At 73.8% G+C, this 17125-nt stretch carries 12 protein-coding genes; 7 read left to right on the top strand and 5 right to left on the bottom strand.

Going from position 1 to position 17125, the window contains the following annotated elements; genetic code table 11:
• Positions 1–4: 4 nt before the first annotated feature.
• A complete protein-coding gene (locus tag ACIQWA_RS19445) occupies positions 5–1897 on the bottom strand; it encodes a caspase domain-containing protein (RefSeq protein ID WP_402484010.1) in 1893 nt (630 codons plus the stop codon).
• A gap of 337 nt (positions 1898–2234) precedes the next feature.
• Here ACIQWA_RS19445 and ACIQWA_RS19440 point away from each other — a divergent pair, with 337 nt between their 5' ends.
• The 7 genes from ACIQWA_RS19440 to ACIQWA_RS19410 all read left to right on the top strand — a co-directional run bounded on the left by ACIQWA_RS19440 (position 2235) and on the right by ACIQWA_RS19410 (position 9273).
• The gene (locus tag ACIQWA_RS19440) at positions 2235–2570 is read left to right on the top strand and encodes a hypothetical protein (RefSeq protein WP_402484008.1); all 336 of its coding nucleotides are present in this window, start codon (positions 2235–2237) and stop codon (positions 2568–2570) included.
• 40 nt (positions 2571–2610) lie between these two features.
• Positions 2611–4398, top strand: coding sequence for a hypothetical protein (locus ACIQWA_RS19435; protein ID WP_402484007.1), 1788 nt, complete (start codon positions 2611–2613; stop codon positions 4396–4398).
• Positions 4395–4580: a hypothetical protein gene (locus ACIQWA_RS19430; protein WP_402484005.1), complete on the top strand. Its 186-nt coding sequence runs from the start codon at positions 4395–4397 to the stop codon at positions 4578–4580. The genes ACIQWA_RS19435 and ACIQWA_RS19430 overlap by 4 nt, the downstream gene beginning before the upstream one ends.
• Before the next feature lie 44 nt (positions 4581–4624).
• On the top strand, positions 4625–5182 hold the full coding sequence (locus ACIQWA_RS19425; RefSeq protein WP_402484003.1) for a hypothetical protein: 558 nt from the start codon (positions 4625–4627) through the stop codon (positions 5180–5182).
• Between the two features lie 106 nt (positions 5183–5288).
• Positions 5289–6854 carry an AAA family ATPase gene (locus ACIQWA_RS19420; RefSeq protein ID WP_402484001.1) on the top strand — a complete coding sequence of 522 codons (1566 nt, stop codon included), beginning with the start codon at positions 5289–5291 and terminating at the stop codon, positions 6852–6854.
• A gap of 586 nt (positions 6855–7440) precedes the next feature.
• Entirely contained in the window at positions 7441–8184 is a 744-nt protein-coding gene (locus tag ACIQWA_RS19415) for a helix-turn-helix transcriptional regulator (RefSeq protein WP_402483999.1), read from the top strand.
• Positions 8185–8334: 150 nt separating this feature from the next.
• Entirely contained in the window at positions 8335–9273 is a 939-nt protein-coding gene (locus ACIQWA_RS19410) for a SagB family peptide dehydrogenase (RefSeq protein ID WP_402483997.1), read from the top strand.
• Between the two features lie 79 nt (positions 9274–9352).
• Here the strand turns inward: ACIQWA_RS19410 and ACIQWA_RS19405 are convergent, their stop codons facing one another.
• From ACIQWA_RS19405 to ACIQWA_RS19390, 4 genes are read right to left on the bottom strand one after another with little or no spacing between them, the layout of a single operon-like run.
• Positions 9353–10741, bottom strand: a complete 1389-nt coding sequence (locus tag ACIQWA_RS19405; protein WP_402483995.1) for an FAD-binding oxidoreductase — start codon at positions 10739–10741, stop codon at positions 9353–9355.
• Complete coding sequence (locus tag ACIQWA_RS19400) at positions 10741–14829, bottom strand: amino acid adenylation domain-containing protein (RefSeq protein ID WP_402483993.1); 4089 nt, start codon at positions 14827–14829, stop codon at positions 10741–10743. The genes ACIQWA_RS19405 and ACIQWA_RS19400 overlap by 1 nt, the downstream gene beginning before the upstream one ends.
• The gene (locus ACIQWA_RS19395; RefSeq protein WP_402483991.1) at positions 14813–15613 is read right to left on the bottom strand and encodes a thioesterase II family protein; all 801 of its coding nucleotides are present in this window, start codon (positions 15611–15613) and stop codon (positions 14813–14815) included. The genes ACIQWA_RS19400 and ACIQWA_RS19395 overlap by 17 nt, the downstream gene beginning before the upstream one ends.
• Positions 15598–17124: a GMC family oxidoreductase gene (locus ACIQWA_RS19390; protein ID WP_402483989.1), complete on the bottom strand. Its 1527-nt coding sequence runs from the start codon at positions 17122–17124 to the stop codon at positions 15598–15600. The genes ACIQWA_RS19395 and ACIQWA_RS19390 overlap by 16 nt, the downstream gene beginning before the upstream one ends.
• Between the last annotated feature and the right edge of the window lies 1 nt (position 17125).

The following is a 17125-nucleotide window of genomic DNA, read 5'->3' as shown; positions in this document are numbered from 1 at the left end:
CGGATCAGTCCGGGACGACCGTGCGGAGCGGGAGGGTGAGCGCCGCCCAGCGGCCGGGGGAGGCCGCCGGGCGGCCGGGCAGCATGTCCCGGCTGCCGCCCGGGGCGAGCGGGCGGAACACGCCGTCCGTCGACCGGCCGCTCTGCCGGTCCGCGGGCAGCGCCGGGTCCCAGGGCCCGAACTGGAACGGCACGGTGTTCAGTTCGCCCTCGGCCACGATCAGCTTGAGCCAGTCGCGGACGTAGGCGCCGGGCCGGACCGGTCGGGTGGACGGGAGACTGAGGTGAACCGGATCGCCGTTCAGTGCGTAACCGGTGCCGCCGGGGGCGATGAAGGCCCCGGGGAAGAGGACCGATCGGCTGGCGTAGCTGTCCGTGAGGTTCAGCAGGACGCACCAGAGGGCCTTGCTCGTCGAACGGTTGTGAATGCGGACGGACACCCTCGGCTCCTGCCGGCCGCCCGGCCCGCGACCGTAACTGCAGACGATCTCACCGGAGCCCTCGGGCATGATCGGGGCACCGCTGCCCCAGGGCGTCACCTCGACCCGGACGTGGGATCCGAGCGAGGGATCGGGGTTGGCGAGGTCGCGCAGCTGATGCCAGCCGGCCAGGTGGACGAGGCAGTCGACGATCCGCCGGGCGTCGGCCGTACCGCCCCACGGCAGCGCCGGGACGGCGGGGGATCCGTCCCGGAACAGCACCCGGGCCTGCGCCCGGTCCAGGACGACCCGCAGCAGCGTCCCGGGCGCGTCCCGCGGATCGTCCACGTGGCGAAGCAGCGGCGAGCGGGCGGTGCGCAGGGCTTCGGTCAACTCGGCATCCACCGCAGGGCGTTCTGCTGCCTCGACCAGTACCGACACCGGCGGCAGGGCCAGCGCGGAGAGCGTCACCGGGTAGCTGAGCGCCGGATCGGGTGACCAGCCGGACGGCTCCACCAGGGTCCGGTCGACCCGGACCTCCCGGGCGGTCAGCAGGTGCCGGTCCTGGCTGCCGGGCCCGGGTTCGACGGTGAACTCGGTACCGCCGGCGTCCGGGCCGCCGCGCAGCCCGTGGACGGTTCCACAGTCCACCTCCCAGCCCGAAGCACCGTGGCGGAGCAGGTGAGGGCTCGGGGCGCGAACGGCCCCGCCGAGGAACGGCCGGTCGGCAGGGCCACCGGCCTCCAGGGGGAGCAGGACCGGGTGCTGGCGTTCACCCGAGCCCTGCACCCGGCACTGCACGGCCGCCATCAGCCGGCGGTAGCTCAGCTCCGGGCCGCCCTGCTCGCCGAGCGCGCCGAGGAGTGCGTGGGTGAACACGCCGTGCGTGCGTCCGTCGAACCAGTCCTCGAACGCGGGCTGGTTCAGCCGGCTCGCGGCCAGCAGGACGTGGCCCGGCCCGGCCGCCGGAGCGGTGACGTCGCGGGCCGTCGCGAGCGCCGCCCAGGACGGATCCGGTGGAAGGAGGCGCGCGTTGCCCTCGGCGTCCCGGGTCGCGCCGCCCGAGAAACAGCAGTCGAGGACCGCGACGACATGGGCGCCGCGGGCGGCGACCTCGTCCAGCAGGGCCCCCAGTTCCTTGTCCAGCAACGGCCCGTCGGCGCAGACCAGGGCCTGGCAGCGGCCGGTGGATTCGACCTTCAGCTGCTCGGCCGTGGCGTCGAACTCGGTCCCGTGGCCGGAGAACCAGAGTAGTGCGGTGTCCTGCGGCCCCGCCTGCCCGAGATGCCCGCGGATGCCGTCGGTGACCGCACGCACGGTGGCGTTGGAGTCGAGCAGCGTCCGCACGACCGGCTCCGTCACCTTCGCGCCCAGCCAACGCTCAGCAGCGGCCGCGTCGTTGACGCACCCTCGGAGCGAAGGGCGGCCGAGCGCCGAGTAGTCGTTGATCCCCACCAGGAGTGCAAATACCGTCCTCATGGTCAGAAGTGTTCCAGGCGGACACCGCCCCGGCGGACCGGTCGACCGGGCGAATGGTGGGCGGGAACAGGTCGTCATCCGGCCATGCGCGTGCGATCACCTGCACGGCTTCGCAATATGGCGGTGCGATCACTATCCTTCCCTTCTCGACCGCGCGGCGTGAGCGCGGTGTCACTCCATGGTCATCGGGGGATTCATGGGTTTCATTGAGCAGCCCCGCCGCGTCGTGCGACCGGGCCAGGCGACCGCGCCCGGTCGGGCTGCGGCGAGCGGTCCGGCCACCGGCGGGCGACCGCCACAGACCCGCGTCGGGGCGGACCGGCTGCGCGCGAGGCCGGTGGGCTTCCTGAACGCCGTACGCCGACTCGACGCCGGACTCGACCCGGCCGCCTGCAACGAGCTGGCCGACTGGCTCAAGGAGCACTACACCAACGAGTTCGGCGACGTCCCGCTCGGCTTCCTCGCCACCTGCTACCTCGGTGCACCGTACGTCGACCACCAGCTGAACCTCTTCCACTCGATCGTGGACCACTTCGCCCCCGGGGATCCGATGCCCCACCCCTTCGCGGCCGCCCGGATGCTGGTGCGCACCGGCGCCTACGCCTTCGTCGAGGTGTACGACGGCGGCCTGGTGCTGCCGGTGCTCCCGGACGGCAGCGTGGTACGCCCGTGAACCCGTCCCGCCGACTGCCACACCGTGAACGGAGACCCGCATGACAGAGGTGGACCACGTCCTGCGCAACCAGGTGGCGCAGGTCGACAGACTCGTGCACCGGCTCTCCGAGCAGGTCGGCCAGGTGTCCGGCAAGGTCTCCGCCGTCGGCATCGCGCAGCAGCAGACCCAGAGCGAACTGCAGCAACTGCGCGCCGACTTCCTGGCCTTCGTCCACCAGTCCCAGCTGACCGCCAACGTGCAGCGGGCCGAGACCCGCATCGGTGTCATCCAGGACAAGGTCGACCACGAGTTCGGCCACCACAAGGTGGTCCGGCGCACCGCCGTCGGCATGTTGCAGGCCTTCGACCTCGGCCTGGTGTCCGAGGCGACGGTGACCTCGGTGAGCGAGCAGCTGATGATCCAGACGCCGCGCTACTGGCTCGCGCCCGCCCTGGTCGCCCTCGCGGCCTGGTCCGCCGACGACCCGGGGCTGTGCGAGCGGGCGGTGGACGAGGCGTTCCGGCGCTCGCCGGAGCGCACCTCGCTCCTCTTCGCGCTGGTGCTGCGCAGACAGGGCCGCCAGCAGGCCGCGGTGCGGTGGCTGCGGCACTACCTGATCGCCCAGGACCCGGCCGCCCTCGGTCGGGAGTTCGCGGTCATCCTGGAGTCCATCTCGCAGGGGGCCTTCGGCGCGGGCGGCCGCGAGATGCTGCACGAGACGCTCGGGCGGTGGCGCGAGACCCTGCTCGGCGACGACGAGGCCCGGGCAGCCCAGGTACGTCGGTGGCGTGCGGAGATCGACAGCCTGCGCGCACCGTCGGCCGCCGGCGAGTTCCCCCGGCTCGCCCAGGTGTCCCCGCAGTGGCCGCAGTTGGACGCCGTACTCGCCTCGGCCCGGGCGCAGCAGGCGATCCTCGCCAAGTACACCGCGATGATGGCGGGCGAGTCCCTCCCGTCCGAGCGGCTCGAGGACGCCATCGACGACATCCTGGACCGGCTGGTCTCGGAGTACGACAACGAGGAGCTGCCGCTCCGCCGCGACCTGGCGTTCAACCAGGCGGTGGTGGCGTGCGACGGCGACCTGGACGCCGCCAGGCAGGCCGTGGACGTCGACTCCGCTTCGCTGGAGGAGACGCTCGACTACCTCACCATCCAGTCCACCGCGGCACTCAACCCCTCGGCCATCGGTGCCTCGGCCTCCACCCAGCGGCTCGCCGTCGCCGCCTGCCACGAGTGGTTCGCCCAGGCCCACGCCGGTTTCAGCCGGGACTACCGGATGGCCGAACCGCCGGACGTCCACGCGGTGTTCGCCACCAGCCACACCTTCGGGGCCCAGGTCTTCAACCTGCCGCAGTGGGCAGGTTCGTTCAACACCCCGCTCCCCGCCCTGGAACAGTCGCTCGCCCAGCACTGGGACCAGCACACCGCCCCCTTCCTGGCCTCGCTGGCCTACCCGCTGCAGCGCCAGCTGGTCATGCTCGGCGGCGCGCTCGTGCTGCTGCTGCTCGTCGTCGGCCCGATGAACATCGCGGTCGCCCTCGGCCTGGCGGTCCTGGCCGGCGGCATCTGCGCAGTGGTGCTGTACACCCGCTCCGAGGCCGCCCGGAGGGCCACGGACTCGGCCAAGGAGCTGCTGGCGCGCGCCAAGAACGACTCCATCCTCCAACTGCGCGGCGCGTGCGCCGAGTACACCGACTGGAAGACCGCCTACCGGAACGCGGACCAGGTGGAGGCCCGGACCCGCGAGTTCATCGGTTCACTGGCCGCCGCCGGCCACGCCCACAGCCCGTTCGACGGGCGCACCGTCCGACCCGCCGCCGCCCCGCAGTCCGGAGGAACGCAGTGACCACGCCCTACCCCGCCCCGCCACCACCGCGTCGCCCCGCCGCCTCCCCGTGGGCGGCCAGCCCGAAGCCCACCACGGAGCGGGCCACCGGTCGGCTGCGCCGGATCGTCGAGGGCCTGCCGGACTGGGAACCGCTGCCGCCCGGCGAGGTGACGGTACGCCGCCCTGGAAGCGGGCTGTGACACCGGCCTGGCGGCGGCGCGGGACACCGGCCGGGCAGCAGGCAGTGGGAACACCCGGACCACTCGGCGGCCGCTACCACGCCTGGGCCGACTTCCTGGAACGCTGGTCGGCGGGCGAGCCGGTCGACGACACCGGCCTGCCCGCGCTCACGGCCACCGACTTCCCCGAGGACACCTGGCAGCGGCTCGGGGCGCGGATCACGGAAGCGCTCCAACAGCGCCTCCAGGCCTGGGCGGACGCGCTCGTCGCGGCGGTCAACGCGGCCGACGACGAGTTCGCCGCGGGCCGCGCCCTCGCTCAGGCACGCACCGGGCTGCACCGGATCCGGGCGCTCGCCGGCCACCAGCAGCTCCCGGCCGACCTGCGGGAGAAGCTGACCGCGATCATCGACGAGCAGACCCGCCGGGCCCAGGAGGACCTGGAACGCGAGCTGGAGCGCCGGACGTCGCACGAGCACGACCAACAGGCCGTCGACGCGCGCCGCCGCACCCTGCGCGACAACCCGCTCACCGCCGTCATCACCGCCACGCCCCCGGCCGACCCGGGCGGCTGGTCCTACGACCCCGCCGACGGGCCGCGCCGCCGCATCGTCCCGGGCTGACCGGGTCCTCGACCCGCCGTCCTACCGCGTCCCGTCGTCCTACCGCGTCCCGCCGAACCGCCGTCCGCCGAACTGCCGAACCGCTGAACCGAGACCCGAGGCCCAGATGTCCAACTACGCCGAGAGCCGAGACGACCTCGACAACTACCTCACCGCGCGAGTACCGGTGATCGGCCTGCGTACCATCGAGCAGCAGCGGGCGCTGCGGCTGGTGAAGGAGGTGGCGACCCGCTCGCGCCGGAGCAGCCAGCCGTTCTGGATCTACACCAGGGCCACCGGCCTGCGCGACCTGCGCTCCAACGCCACCGTCCAGGACGACCGCTCCCTGACCGGCGCCATGGAGTTCGCCGCCGCCCAGTTCACCAGCCGCCCGCAGGCCACCCTGATCCTGGTCGACCCGGACGGCCTGGAGACCGACACCCACTTCACCCGGCACGTCGCCGAACTCGCCCGGCTGGCCGACGCCAACGCCGGCAGCATCGTCCTGATCACCGACAGCCCGATCTGGAGCGGACTGCAACGGCTCGGCATGAGCCTGCAGCTCGAACTGCCGGACGCCGACGAGATGTACGGCACCATCAAGAGCTTCCTCGACGACCACCACGGCGTGGTGCCGATCGAATGGGACGAGGACGACGCGCGCCGCGCCTCGGAGTTCCTGCTCGGCGTGACCGAGGCCGAGGCGGTCAACCTGATGGCCACCATCGTCGCCAAGGGAGCGGTCCAGCGCGACGACGTCCTCGCGCTGGCCCGGGCCAAGGACCGGATCTTCAGCGACCTCGCCGGCCTCGAGCGGGTCCAGCTCAAGGCCTCGGACTACTCCGTCGGGGGCCTGAGCAGCCTGCGGGGATGGCTCCAGCGCAAGCACGAACTGATGCACGCCGATCTGCGCGGCACCGACCTGCGGCCGCCGCGCGGCGTGCTGCTGGTCGGCGTGCCCGGCTGCGGCAAGTCGCTGTCCGCCAAGGCCATCGCCTCGCAGTGGCAACTCCCGCTCTACCGGCTCGACATGGCGAGCATCCATGGCAAGTACCTCGGCGAGTCCGAGGGCCGGATGCGGGAGGCGCTGGAGACCGCCGACCGGGTGGCGCCGTGCATCCTGTGGATCGACGAGATCGAGAAGGGGCTGGCGGGCAGCCACGACATGTCCGGCGTGCCGCAGCGCATCATCGGCCAGTTCCTCTTCTGGCTCCAGGAGTCGGACTCCCGCGCGTTCGTCGTCGCCACCGCGAACGACGTCCGCAGCCTCCCGCCCGAACTCCTCCGCAAGGGTCGCTTCGACGAACTCTTCTTCGTCGACCTCCCCGACGCACAGGACCGCAAGGAGATCATCGATCTCTACTACCGCAAGTACGTCAAGGTCGAGCCCGACCCGGACCAGGTGGACCGTCTCGTCGACCTCTCCGAGGGATTCGCCGGCTCCGACATCGAAGCCGCCCTCCACGAGGTCGGCGCCGAGGTGCACCTCAACGGCGGCGCCGCCAAGCTGCTCCCGTCGTTCGTGCTCGACACCTTCGCCAACACCACGCCGCTCAGCCGGACCAACCCCGAACAGATCGAGGAGATCCGCACCTGGGGCCGCGACCGAGCCGTCCCGGCCGGCCGTACCACGACCACCACGACCTCCGGCACCTCCGGTACACCCCGCCGCGTCGTCTTCATGGGCGAGTAACCGTCGGTGAGATCCGTAGATCTCCCATCCTGTGGCCCGCGTCACATCCGGCTCCTGTCAGCAATCGGGGCGCCGTCTCGTTCAAGGGGCACGAACGAGACAGGAGCAACGCCATGAAGCACCGCATCGCGGTCCTCGGCGCCGGCGCAGGGCCCGAGCGGTTTCCGGCGCGACGAAGGCCGGGCCTGGAACGTCGAGGAGGTGACCGGCTACGAGCAGGTTGCGTCGGCCCGGGAGAAGTCAGGGCTGCTGCTGGGGGAGTTGGCCTGATCGGCTGACGGTCCGTCGAAAAGTGCCATGCTTCGTGCCGGCCTGGGCCGTGTCCACAGTTTGGCGTGGACACGGTCAAATTCTTCTGTAGTGAGTCTCTAGAAATCGCAAGATTGAAGAAGACATTCGTGCCTCCACCCTGTGACCATGAGTGAGTGGCGCAGCTAGGGCTCCCCTCCAGGGGTGAGCGGTTCCGGCGGGCGTCCACGGGTTCGGTGCTTCAGCCGTCTCCGCTCTCGTGCGGGCGCGCCTGCGCCATCTGGCGCTCCGGCTCGGGTCAGCGGGTCGAATTGCAGGGGGAGCTCATATGGAGCGCATGATCGAGTCTGCCGTCAGCACCATCCGCTACAGATACTTCGAACCGCTGACCCTCGATGATCTCGCCCAGTCGGCAAGGGTCAGTAAATTCCATTTCCTGCGCACGTTCAGGCGTGTCACCGGCGTCACTCCCGGGCGATTCCTCACGGCCGTCCGCCTGGAGGAGGCGAAGCGTCTGCTGCTCACCACCTCGCTGAACGTCTCCGACGTCTCGGCGCAGGTCGGATACAGCAGTACGGGAAGTTTCACCCGGCGCTTCACCGAGTCGGTGGGCTGCTCGCCGACCCAGTACCGGCAGTACGGCCCGGGTGAGTCCGTCGGAGGGCCGGCGCTCGGACCGGCCGCCGTGACGGGCGGCAGGGACGGGCGGGGCGGGACCGTGACCGGCGTCGTCCGGGTCTTCGACCCCGGGGTCACCGCCGTCTACATAGGAGTGTTCGAGAGTTCGATCCTGGAACGATGTCCCGCCGTCAGGGCGGTCATCATCGAACCCGGCTCCTTCCGGTTGACCGGCGTCCCCGAGGGGACCTGGTTCATCCACGCGGTCGGACACGGGACGCACCCGGACGGCGTCCCGAGTCCTGGAAAGCAGAACCTCCTCGTCGGCACCGTGGGGCCGATCGACATCGCCCCGGGCGAGGTGGTAGACCTCAACCTCACCGTGCGCCCGCCGGCCTGGCACCACCCGCCGATCCTGCTCGCCCTGCCCGACCTGGTCGAGCAGTCGCCGATCGCGGCCTGAGTGGCCGGAATCGGACGGGATTCGGATCGGAACCGGACCGGAATCGGACGGGATTCGGACCGGTAAACGGACCGGAATCGGACCGCGGCCCCGGCGGGGCCGCGAGCGCACACGCCCACGGCCGGGCGAGGACCGGCCTCTACTCGGCAGGTGAGGAAGCTGAGTACGATTTCTGAGACCCACGGCACCTGGCGCGCCGTCGGAAGCACCGTGGCCCGTGGTCCCGAGCGGCTGCGGGCCGCCGTCGGCCTGCTGTCGGCGGCGGCGGCCGGCCCGCGCGAGCCCTACTTCGCGGACGGGCCGGCCGCCCCGGACCGGCGGTACCACGAGGAGAGCAACTTCGTGGAGGCCCGGATGACCGACCAGCGGCCGGGTTCGTCCCGGGACGCGCCGGGCGCCCGGGCGGAGTTCGGGCCGGTGCTCGCGACCGTCCCGCTGCCCGATCCCGGGCTCGCGGGGCCCGCCGGGACGGCCGCCTCGTTCACCGAGGTGCTGCTCGCCCGGCGCACCGGGTACGGCCGCTACCGCGGGCCGTTCGGCCTCGCCGAACTGTCCGCCCTGCTGCACCACGCGGCCGGGATCACCGCCGTCAGGCGGCCCGGCCCGGACACCGTCCAACAGGTACGGGCGTACCCGAGCGGCGGCGCCCGCTACCCGCTCCAACTGCTGCTCTACTGCCACGGGATCGAGGGCCTGGAGCGCGGCCTGTACCGGTACGAGCCCCAGGCACACACCCTCGAACAGCTCGACACCGCCGACCTGTCGGGCCGGCTGCGCCGCTGCGCCCCGGCCACCGACCCGGACGAGCCGGGCGGCGGCGCGATCGACGCCGAGCACTGCCCACTCTGGGTGTTCACCGTCGGGGACCTCAGCTACCAGCGGTCGCAGTACGGGCTGCGCTCCTACCGGCTGGTGCTCCAGGAGTCCGGACACCTGGCGCAGAATCTTGCGCTGGTGGCGACCTGGCTCGGCAAGACCTCGATCGGGCTGGCCGGGTACTTCGACGAGGCCGTCAACCACCTGATCGGCGTGGACGGGGTGAACTCCGCGGTGCTCTACCTGCACCTGTTCGGTGCCGCCGGGGACTGAGCGTCCCCTCGCAGGCGTGGGCCGGTCCCCGTCCCCGTTCGAGGAGAACGGGGACGGGGACGGGGGCCCGGGGGAGGGCTCAGCGGGGCGGGATGTTGTGGTTCACCCGGAAGAAGTTCTCCGGGTCCCAGGTGCGCTTGGCCTCCTGGAGGCGGGACCAGTTGGCCTCGGTGTAGGCCGTCCTGGTCTTCGACCCGTCGGTGAGGAAGTTGAGGAACGTCCCACCGGTGGCGAAGGGCGCCAGGCGGGCGTGCAGGCCGTCCGCCCAGTCCCGCACCGGGGCCGCCATCGCGGGGGCCGGGATCATCGCCGTCGTGATCACCGAGAACGGCACGTCACGGTGGCCGACCGGTCCGGCGTCCGGGCCCGGGGTCGCCATCGCGCCGGACCAGTGGCGGATCTCCACCGTGGACATCGGCGGGGCCGCCGAGCCCGTACCGGCCGCCGCGACCATCGCGTCCACGCCCGCCTGCGGGACGGTGTGGAACAGGTCGATCACCTGGTGCGCCACCATCGGGGGCGGCGGCGGGCCGGCGATGGCCGGGCCGGCCTGCGCGAACGGCATCTCGGTGAGGGCGCCGGCCACCGGCGCGCCCAGGGTGTCGAACAGCGGCTTCAGCAGCCGCTCGCCCTCGGTGGCCGACCCGTCGAAGCACACCCGCAGGCAGAGGAACTGCTTGCCGCGGAACGGCTCCGGCACCGGCGGGCCCGGGGGCATTCGCATCATCAGCAGCGCGGTGGACAGGTGGCCGGGCTGCTGCGGCGCCCACTCCAGGTAGTGCGGGACGCCCTCGGGGGCCCGGTCGAGATCGAACAGCAGGTGGCCCGCGTACACCGTCGCGACCGGGTACAGCCGGACGGTGAACTCGGCGGCCACGCCGAAGTTGCCGCTGCCGCCGCGCAGGGCCCAGTAGAGGTCCGGGTTCTCGGCGGCGCTCGCGGTGCGCAGCTGCCCGTCGGCGCCGACCACCTCGGCCGAGACCAGGCTGTCGGCGGCGTAGCCGAACTCGCGGGAGAGCCAGCCGATGCCGCCGCCCAGCGTGAAGCCGGCCGCTCCGACCATCGGGGTGCCGGACAGCGGAGCCAGGCCGAACGGCGCGGCGGCCGCGATCACGTCGGACCACAGCGCGCCGGCCTGCACCACGGCGGTACGGCTCGCCGGGGCGACGGTGACCGCGTTCAGCGCCGAGGTGCGCAGCAGCAGCCCGCCGTCCGAGGGGTGGACCGCACCGTGGCCGGTGCCCTGCAGGGCGAACGGCACCCCGGCCTGGCGGGCGGCCCGGACGGCGGCCTGGATGTCCTCGGTGCCGGTGGCCATGGCGACGGCGGCGGGGCGGGACTCGACGGCACGCATCCAGGCGAGCCGCTCGGTGTCGTAGGCCTCGTCACCGGGCAGGTGGACGGCGCCGGCGAAGGCCGGGCGCAGGGCGCGGGCCACCGCCTCCGAGGCCTGCGGACGGTCGGTCATCAGTTGTGCTCCCTTTCGTCACGGGGGGTTGCCCCGGGTGGCGTGTTCTTCAACCAGGTGGTCAACTCGCCGACCAGTAGGCTGAGTTCCTGAGCGGAGACGATCGTGTAGTGATTCTGAGGCCGGGTCAGAACGGCCAGGTCAGGGCAGAGTTCGCGCCAGTCGGCCGCCGGGTCGGCGCCGGGGTGGGCGTGCTCGGCCACCACCAGGAGGGCGGGGCGCTCGACCACGCCCGGGTGGTGCGCCGCGAGCAGTGCCAGGTTCCGGGCGTGGACCCGGGACAGCCGCCGGTGGGTCGGCAGGTCGGCCTCGGCGGGCAGCAGGCCGTGCGCGACGGCCGCGTCCCGGGCGGCGGCCGCCTCGGTGCCGGGGGCGGCGGCGCGGACGGCTTCGGCGGCCGCCTCGGGCAGTTCTCCGCCCGCCAGGTCGCTCAGGAACTCCAGCTGCCGGGCGGTCTCGTCCGACGGGACCCGGTGGTCCCGGACGGTGCTGTCGATCATGAACAGCCAGGATTCCCGGCCGTGTTCGGCGAGCTGCCGGGCGACCTCGTGGGCCAGCACCCCGCCCATCGACCAGCCGCCCAGCAGGTACGGGCCGTCCGGGCGCAGCCGTTCCAGCTCCTCCCGGTAGCGGGCGGCCAGCGAGGCGAGGTCCGGTGGCTCGGGTGCGTCGGATTCTCCGGAACCAGAGCCGAGCGCCGGGTGCTGGAAGGCCAGCACCGGGCCGGGCCACGCCTGGGCCAGCGGCAGGTAGCTGCTCACCGAGCCGCCCACCGGGTGGAACAGCACCAGCTCCGGGCCGGGCCGGTCGGCCAGCCGCACCGCGCAGGAGGCCGTCCGGCCGCCCTCGGCCAGCCGGGCCCCGAGCGTACGCAGGGTCGGGGCCTCGAACACCTCGCCGAACCGCAGCTCGACGCCGAACTCGGCGCGGATCCGGTTGACCAGCCGCAGCGCCAGCAGCGAGTTGCCGCCGAGCGCGAAGAAGTCGCTGTCCGGGCCGACCCCCGGCACCTGCAGCAGTTCCGTCCACAGCTCGGCGAGCCGCTTGAGCAGCCCGTCGTCCAGTTCGCCGCCCTCCTGCTCGGGGTCGGGGGCGTCGAGCAGGGCCAGCGCGGCCCTGGCGTCCACCTTGCCGTTGCCGGTCAGCGGCAGCCGGTCCACCGGGCGGATCCGACCGGGCACCAGGTAGGAGGGCAGCCGGGCGCGCAGGAAGCCGGCCAGCTCGGCCGGGTCGCAGACTGCACCCTCGGCGGCCACCACCAGGGCGGCCAGGGCCAGTTGGCCGCCGGGCGCGGGCACCGCGCAGACCGCGCACTCGGCCACCGCCGGGTGGGTGCGCAGCGCCGTCTCGACCTCGCCGGGCTCCACCCGGAAGCCCTGGATCTTCAGCTGCCGGTCCTCCCGGCCGAGGAACTCGATGGTGCCGTCCGGCCAGTACCGGCCCAGGTCGCCCGTCCAGTACAGCCGTTCGCCGGTCACCGGGTGCTGGTGGAAGCGTTCGGCGGTGCGCTCCTGGTCGCCCGCGTAGCCGCGGGCCAGGCCGGTACCGCCGATGTGGATCCGGCCGGTGGCGTGCGGGGGACGCAGCTCCAGCCGGTGGTCGAGCACCCGCATGGTCTGACCGCGCAGCGGCGTGCCGTACGGGACGGACCGCCAGGCCGGGTCGGGCTCGCCGACCTCGTACAGGTTGGACCAGATCGCGGCCTCGGTGGCGCCGCCCATCGCCAGTATCCGTACGTCCGGGCGGCAGCGGCGCATGCGTGCGGGCAGGGTGACCGGGATCCAGTCGCCGCTGAGGAGGAACGCCCGGACCGGCGGCGCGGCGGGGGTGTCCGGCTGTTCGACCACCTCGACCAGCATCTCGGCCAGCGCGGGCACCGAGTTCCACACCGTCACGCCGTGCTCGGCGGCGCAGCCCGCCCAGCCGGCCGGGTCGGGGCGGGAGGTGGCGGCGGGCAGGACCAGGGCGGCGCCGGCGGCGAGGGTGCCGAAGACGTCCCAGACCGAGAGGTCGAAGCTGAGCGAGGAGATGCCGAACACCCGGTCCTCGGCGCCGAGTTCGATCCGCTCGTCGATGTCGAGGACGGTGTTCAGGGCGGCCCGGTGCTCCACCGCCACGCCCTTGGGGACACCGGTGGAGCCGGAGGTGTAGATGACGTAGGCGAGGTCCTCGGCGGAGCCGGGCGCGGCCGGGGCCCACCCCGGGCGCGGGTCCACCGCGTCCACCTGGATCGGGGTGACCGTCGCGGGCAGCTCGGGTGAGCGGTGCGACTGGGTCAGGACGACCGGGCAGCCGCAGGCGTCCAGCAGGGCGGCGATCCGCTCCGCCGGGAGCGCGGCGTCCACCGGGCAGTACGCGGCCCCGGCCCGGAGCGCGCCGAGCACGGCGACGACCTGCTCCCAGCCCTTGCTCATCACCACCGGCACCACCTGGCCGGGGCCGACGTCGAGGTCGGCCAGCCGGGCGGCCACCGCGCCGGACAGCGCCTCGAGTTCGCCGTAGTCGAGGGTGCGCCCGGGGGCGATCACGGCGGGCGCGGCGGGCCGGCGGGCGGCCTGCGCCAGGAAGGGGTCCTCCAGCCGGCCGGTGGGCGCGGGGGCGGGCCGGTTGAGCGCCTCGACGGTCTCCCGGTGGCCGGGCGGCAGCAGCTCGGGCAGCCGCTCGGCGCCGTCCGGGGCGGCGAGCTCCTCGACCAGCCGGCGGTAGGTGTCGAAGAGGGTCTGCGGCAGGCCGGGCGGGAACGCCTCGTCGACCACGTCCCAGACGCACTCGATGCCGCCGTCGGCGGCGTCCTTGGTCTGGTTGTCGATCAGCACCTGCGGGGTGCGCAGGCCGGTGTGGACGGTCCGGCAGGCCGGGCGCGGGGCGGTGGCACCGTGCCCGACCGGGGCGAGCATGCTGTTGAACACGTACGGCAGGGCCGCCGAGGAGGTCCAGCCGCGTCGGGCCGCCAGCTCGCGGGTGACGTGGACGCCGGAGACGTCGGCGTGCTCCAGGTCCCGCCAGAGCTGCTTCTGCAGCCGGACGGCGCGGGCCCAGAAGTCGCCCTCGGTCAGGTCCGCCTCCACCGGCAGGGTGGCGCTGAACTGGCCCACCACGCCGGCCGCCTCGGGGTGCAGGTTGGTCCAGTTCTGGTGCAGCACGTTGAGGCAGAAGCGGGGGCTGCTCGCCCAGGCGCCGAGCACCTCGGCGTAGATGTGCAGCAGCGCGGTGGTCGGCAGGATGCGGTGGGCGCGGAAGTTGGCCCGCAGCCGCTGCCACTGCGCCCGGTCGATGGTGAAGCTGCGCCGGGTCAGCAGGACGGGGGAGATCGCCGCGGGGCGGCGCTCCATCGGCAGCCGGGGGGCCTCCGGCAGGGTGTCCAGCCGGGCCTCCCAGTACTCCTGGTGGGCCCGGTGCTCCGGGGTGCCGACGCGCGCGGCGGCGGCCAGCACGCAGTCGCGGAAGGTGCCGTTGACGGGCGGCAGTTCGGCGTCCGGGTCGAGGTAGAGGCGCCACCACTCGTCCTGCAGCAGCCGGGTGGAGCCGGAGTCCAGCAGCAGCAGGCTCATCGCCAGGTGCAGCCGGACGCGGTGCGGGCGCAGCCGGACGGCGGTGATCTCGAACAGCGGCCAGCCCGTCGGGTCGGGGCCGGTGTCGCGCATCCGCTCCCGGACGGCGGCCAGCCCGGCCCGCCGCTCCTCGGCGCCGGCCGCGCTCAGGTTGACCACGGTGAGCCGGAACGGCGGGGCCTCGCCGGGGTCGAGGACGCGCTGCTCGCCCTCCGGCAGGACGACGGTGCGCAGGTGCTCGTGGCGGTCGATCAGCTGCCGGACGGCCCGCTCGGCCCGGTCGGTGTCCAGCCCGACCACGTCGAGCTCGTAGTACAGGTTGGGCCGGAAGCCGCCCAGCTCCATCAGCGGGCTGGCGCCGACCAGGTAGGCGGCCTGCAGATCGGTCAGCGGGAAGGTTGGGGAGGCCGGGGAGGCCGGGGATGGCGGGGAGGTCGGGGAGGCCGGGAAGGCCGGCGAGGCCGGCGAGGCCGGGGAGACCGGGACAGCCGGTGAGGTCGGCAGGGGCGGGACGGTGCGGTCATGCGGCGCGGTCATCGCGGCCTCCGGCCGGGTGCTGGTCGGGCGGCAGCAGGGCCCCGGACACGGCGTCGACCACCGGGTGCGGGTCCTGGTGCAGGAAGAAGTGGTGGCCGGGGAACTGCCGGACCGTGCAGCCGGCGCTGGTGTGCAGCCGCCAGGCCGTGAGCTCCGCGAGGTCGGCCACCGGATCGTCGGTTCCGCCGAACACCGAGACCGGGACGGCGAGTTCGGGCCCCGGGCGCCACCGGTAGGTCTCCGAGACGGAGAAGTCGGCGCGGAGCATCGGCAGGACCGTGCCGAGCAGGCCCGGGTGCTGCAGCAGTTCGTCCGGCGTGCCGTTCAACTCGGCCAGGTGGGCCAGTAGTTGCTCGGTCGGGGCGGCATGCACGGGGGCGGCCCGGTCGGGCAGGTGCGGGGCGCGCCGGCCGGCCACCAGCAGCCGTACCGGCCTGGGCAGGCCGCGCCGCTCCAGCTCCCGGCACACCTCGTACGCCAGCAGCGCGCCCATGCTGTGCCCGAACCAGGCGTGCGGACCGTCGAGTTCGGGGGTGACGGCGTCGACCAGGGCGGGCACCAGCTCGTCCAGCCCGGCGTACGGGCGCTCGCGGAAGCGGCTCTCCCGGCCGGGCAGCCGGACGCAGCGCAGCTCGATCCGCGGGTCGAGCCGGGTGGCCCAGTGCCGGTAGACGCCGGCGCCGCCGCCGGTGTGCGGCAGGCAGAACAGGCGCACCGCGGCGGCGGGGCGGGGGCTCCAGCGGACCGTCCAGGCGGCCGCGTCGGCGATCACTGGCACATCCATGCGGCGGTCCTCTCGGCGATCATCAGGCAGGTCAGGTTGGTCGGGGCGCTGGGCATGGCGGGCATCACCGAGGCGTCCGCGATCCGCAGGCCGGTCAGCCCGCGGACGGCGAGCCGCTGGTCCACCACGGCCTCCCGGTCGTCGTCCGGGCCCATCCGGGCCGTGCCGACCGGGTGCCAGGCGGGGAAGACGAAGGAGGTCACGGCGCGGCGCAGCAGGTCGTCCTGGTGAACCATCCGCTCCGTCCACAGCAGCCGCTTGTCCAGATGGCGGTCGAGCTCCTGAGCGTGCGACAGCTCCCAGACCAGCCTGGTTCCGGCCATCAGCACCGCGACGTCCTCGGGGGTGGTGGCCAGCCCGAGGGTGATCTCCGGCTCGCCGTCCCGGAGCGTGACGCTGCCCCGGGAGGTCGGGCGCAGCGCGGTGGAGTGCAGCGACATCGCCGGGCGGCCGCGCAGCACCTGGGCGGCGCCGGGGACGGCCAGGCCGGCCAGGGTGTTCACCAGCGTCAGGTTGAGGTCGGGGCGGGAGCCGCCGGTGCTGTCGACCCGCGCCAGCACCTGGTGCATCTGCTCGCCGGGCCGGGCCACGCCGGGGCGGGTGACCGCCCACAGCGCGACGATCGGGTGGTCGATCAGGTTGCGGCCGACGCCGGGCAGGTCGAGGACCGGGGCGATCCCCTGCCCGGCCAGGTCGTCGGCCGGACCGATGCCCGAACGCAGCAGCAGGGCAGCGGTGTTGACTGCCCCGGCGGCCAGCGTGACGGACCCGGCGGACAGCGTCAGCTCGCGGCCGTCCCGGACGGCGGTCACGCCGGTGGCCCGGCCGCCGCGGACCTGCACCCGCCGCGCCGTGGTGCCGGTCCAGACGGTCAGGTTGGCGCGGTCGGCGGCGGGCTCCAGGTAGGCGTCGGCGGCCGAGTAGCGCCGTCGGCCGACCACGTTCAGCGGGATCGGGCCGGCCCCGAGCAGGCTGCCGGGGTCGTTCAGGTCAGCGGCCCGCGGGATGCCCAGGTCGGCGCAGGCCCGTAGGAACCCGGCGGCCAGCGGCGCGAGTTCGGACGGGGCGGTGCGCCGGACGGGCACCGGTCCGTCGGTGCCGTGGCCGGGGCCCTTCACGTCGGCGTCGGACTCCAGCGCGGCGTACCAGGGCAGGACCTCCGCCCAGCCCCACTCGTCGAGCCCTGCGGCGGCCCAGCCGTCGAAGTCGAACGGCAGGCCGCGCAGCGCCAGCGCGCCGTTGACCGCCGAGGACCCGCCGAGCACCCGGCCGACCGGGTACGGGCAGCTGCGCCCGTCCGGTCCGCCGTCGCCGACCCGGGCCTCGAACTCCCAGTTGGAGCCGGACAGGACGGGCTGGTCGCCGCGGTCGGTGGGGCGCGGCCCGGCCTCCAGCAGCAGCACCCGCCGGTCCGGCCGCTCGGAGAGCCGGGCGGCCAGCACGGCGCCCGCGGAGCCGCCGCCGACGACGATGTCGTCCCAGATCAGCTGTTCGCCGTTCGAGGTTTCCATC

Origin of the sequence: Kitasatospora sp. NPDC098652 (assembly GCF_044760155.1) — a bacterium.
Lineage (GTDB): Bacteria > Actinomycetota > Actinomycetes > Streptomycetales > Streptomycetaceae > Kitasatospora.
This window is presented reverse-complemented; position numbering and strand designations above follow the sequence as displayed.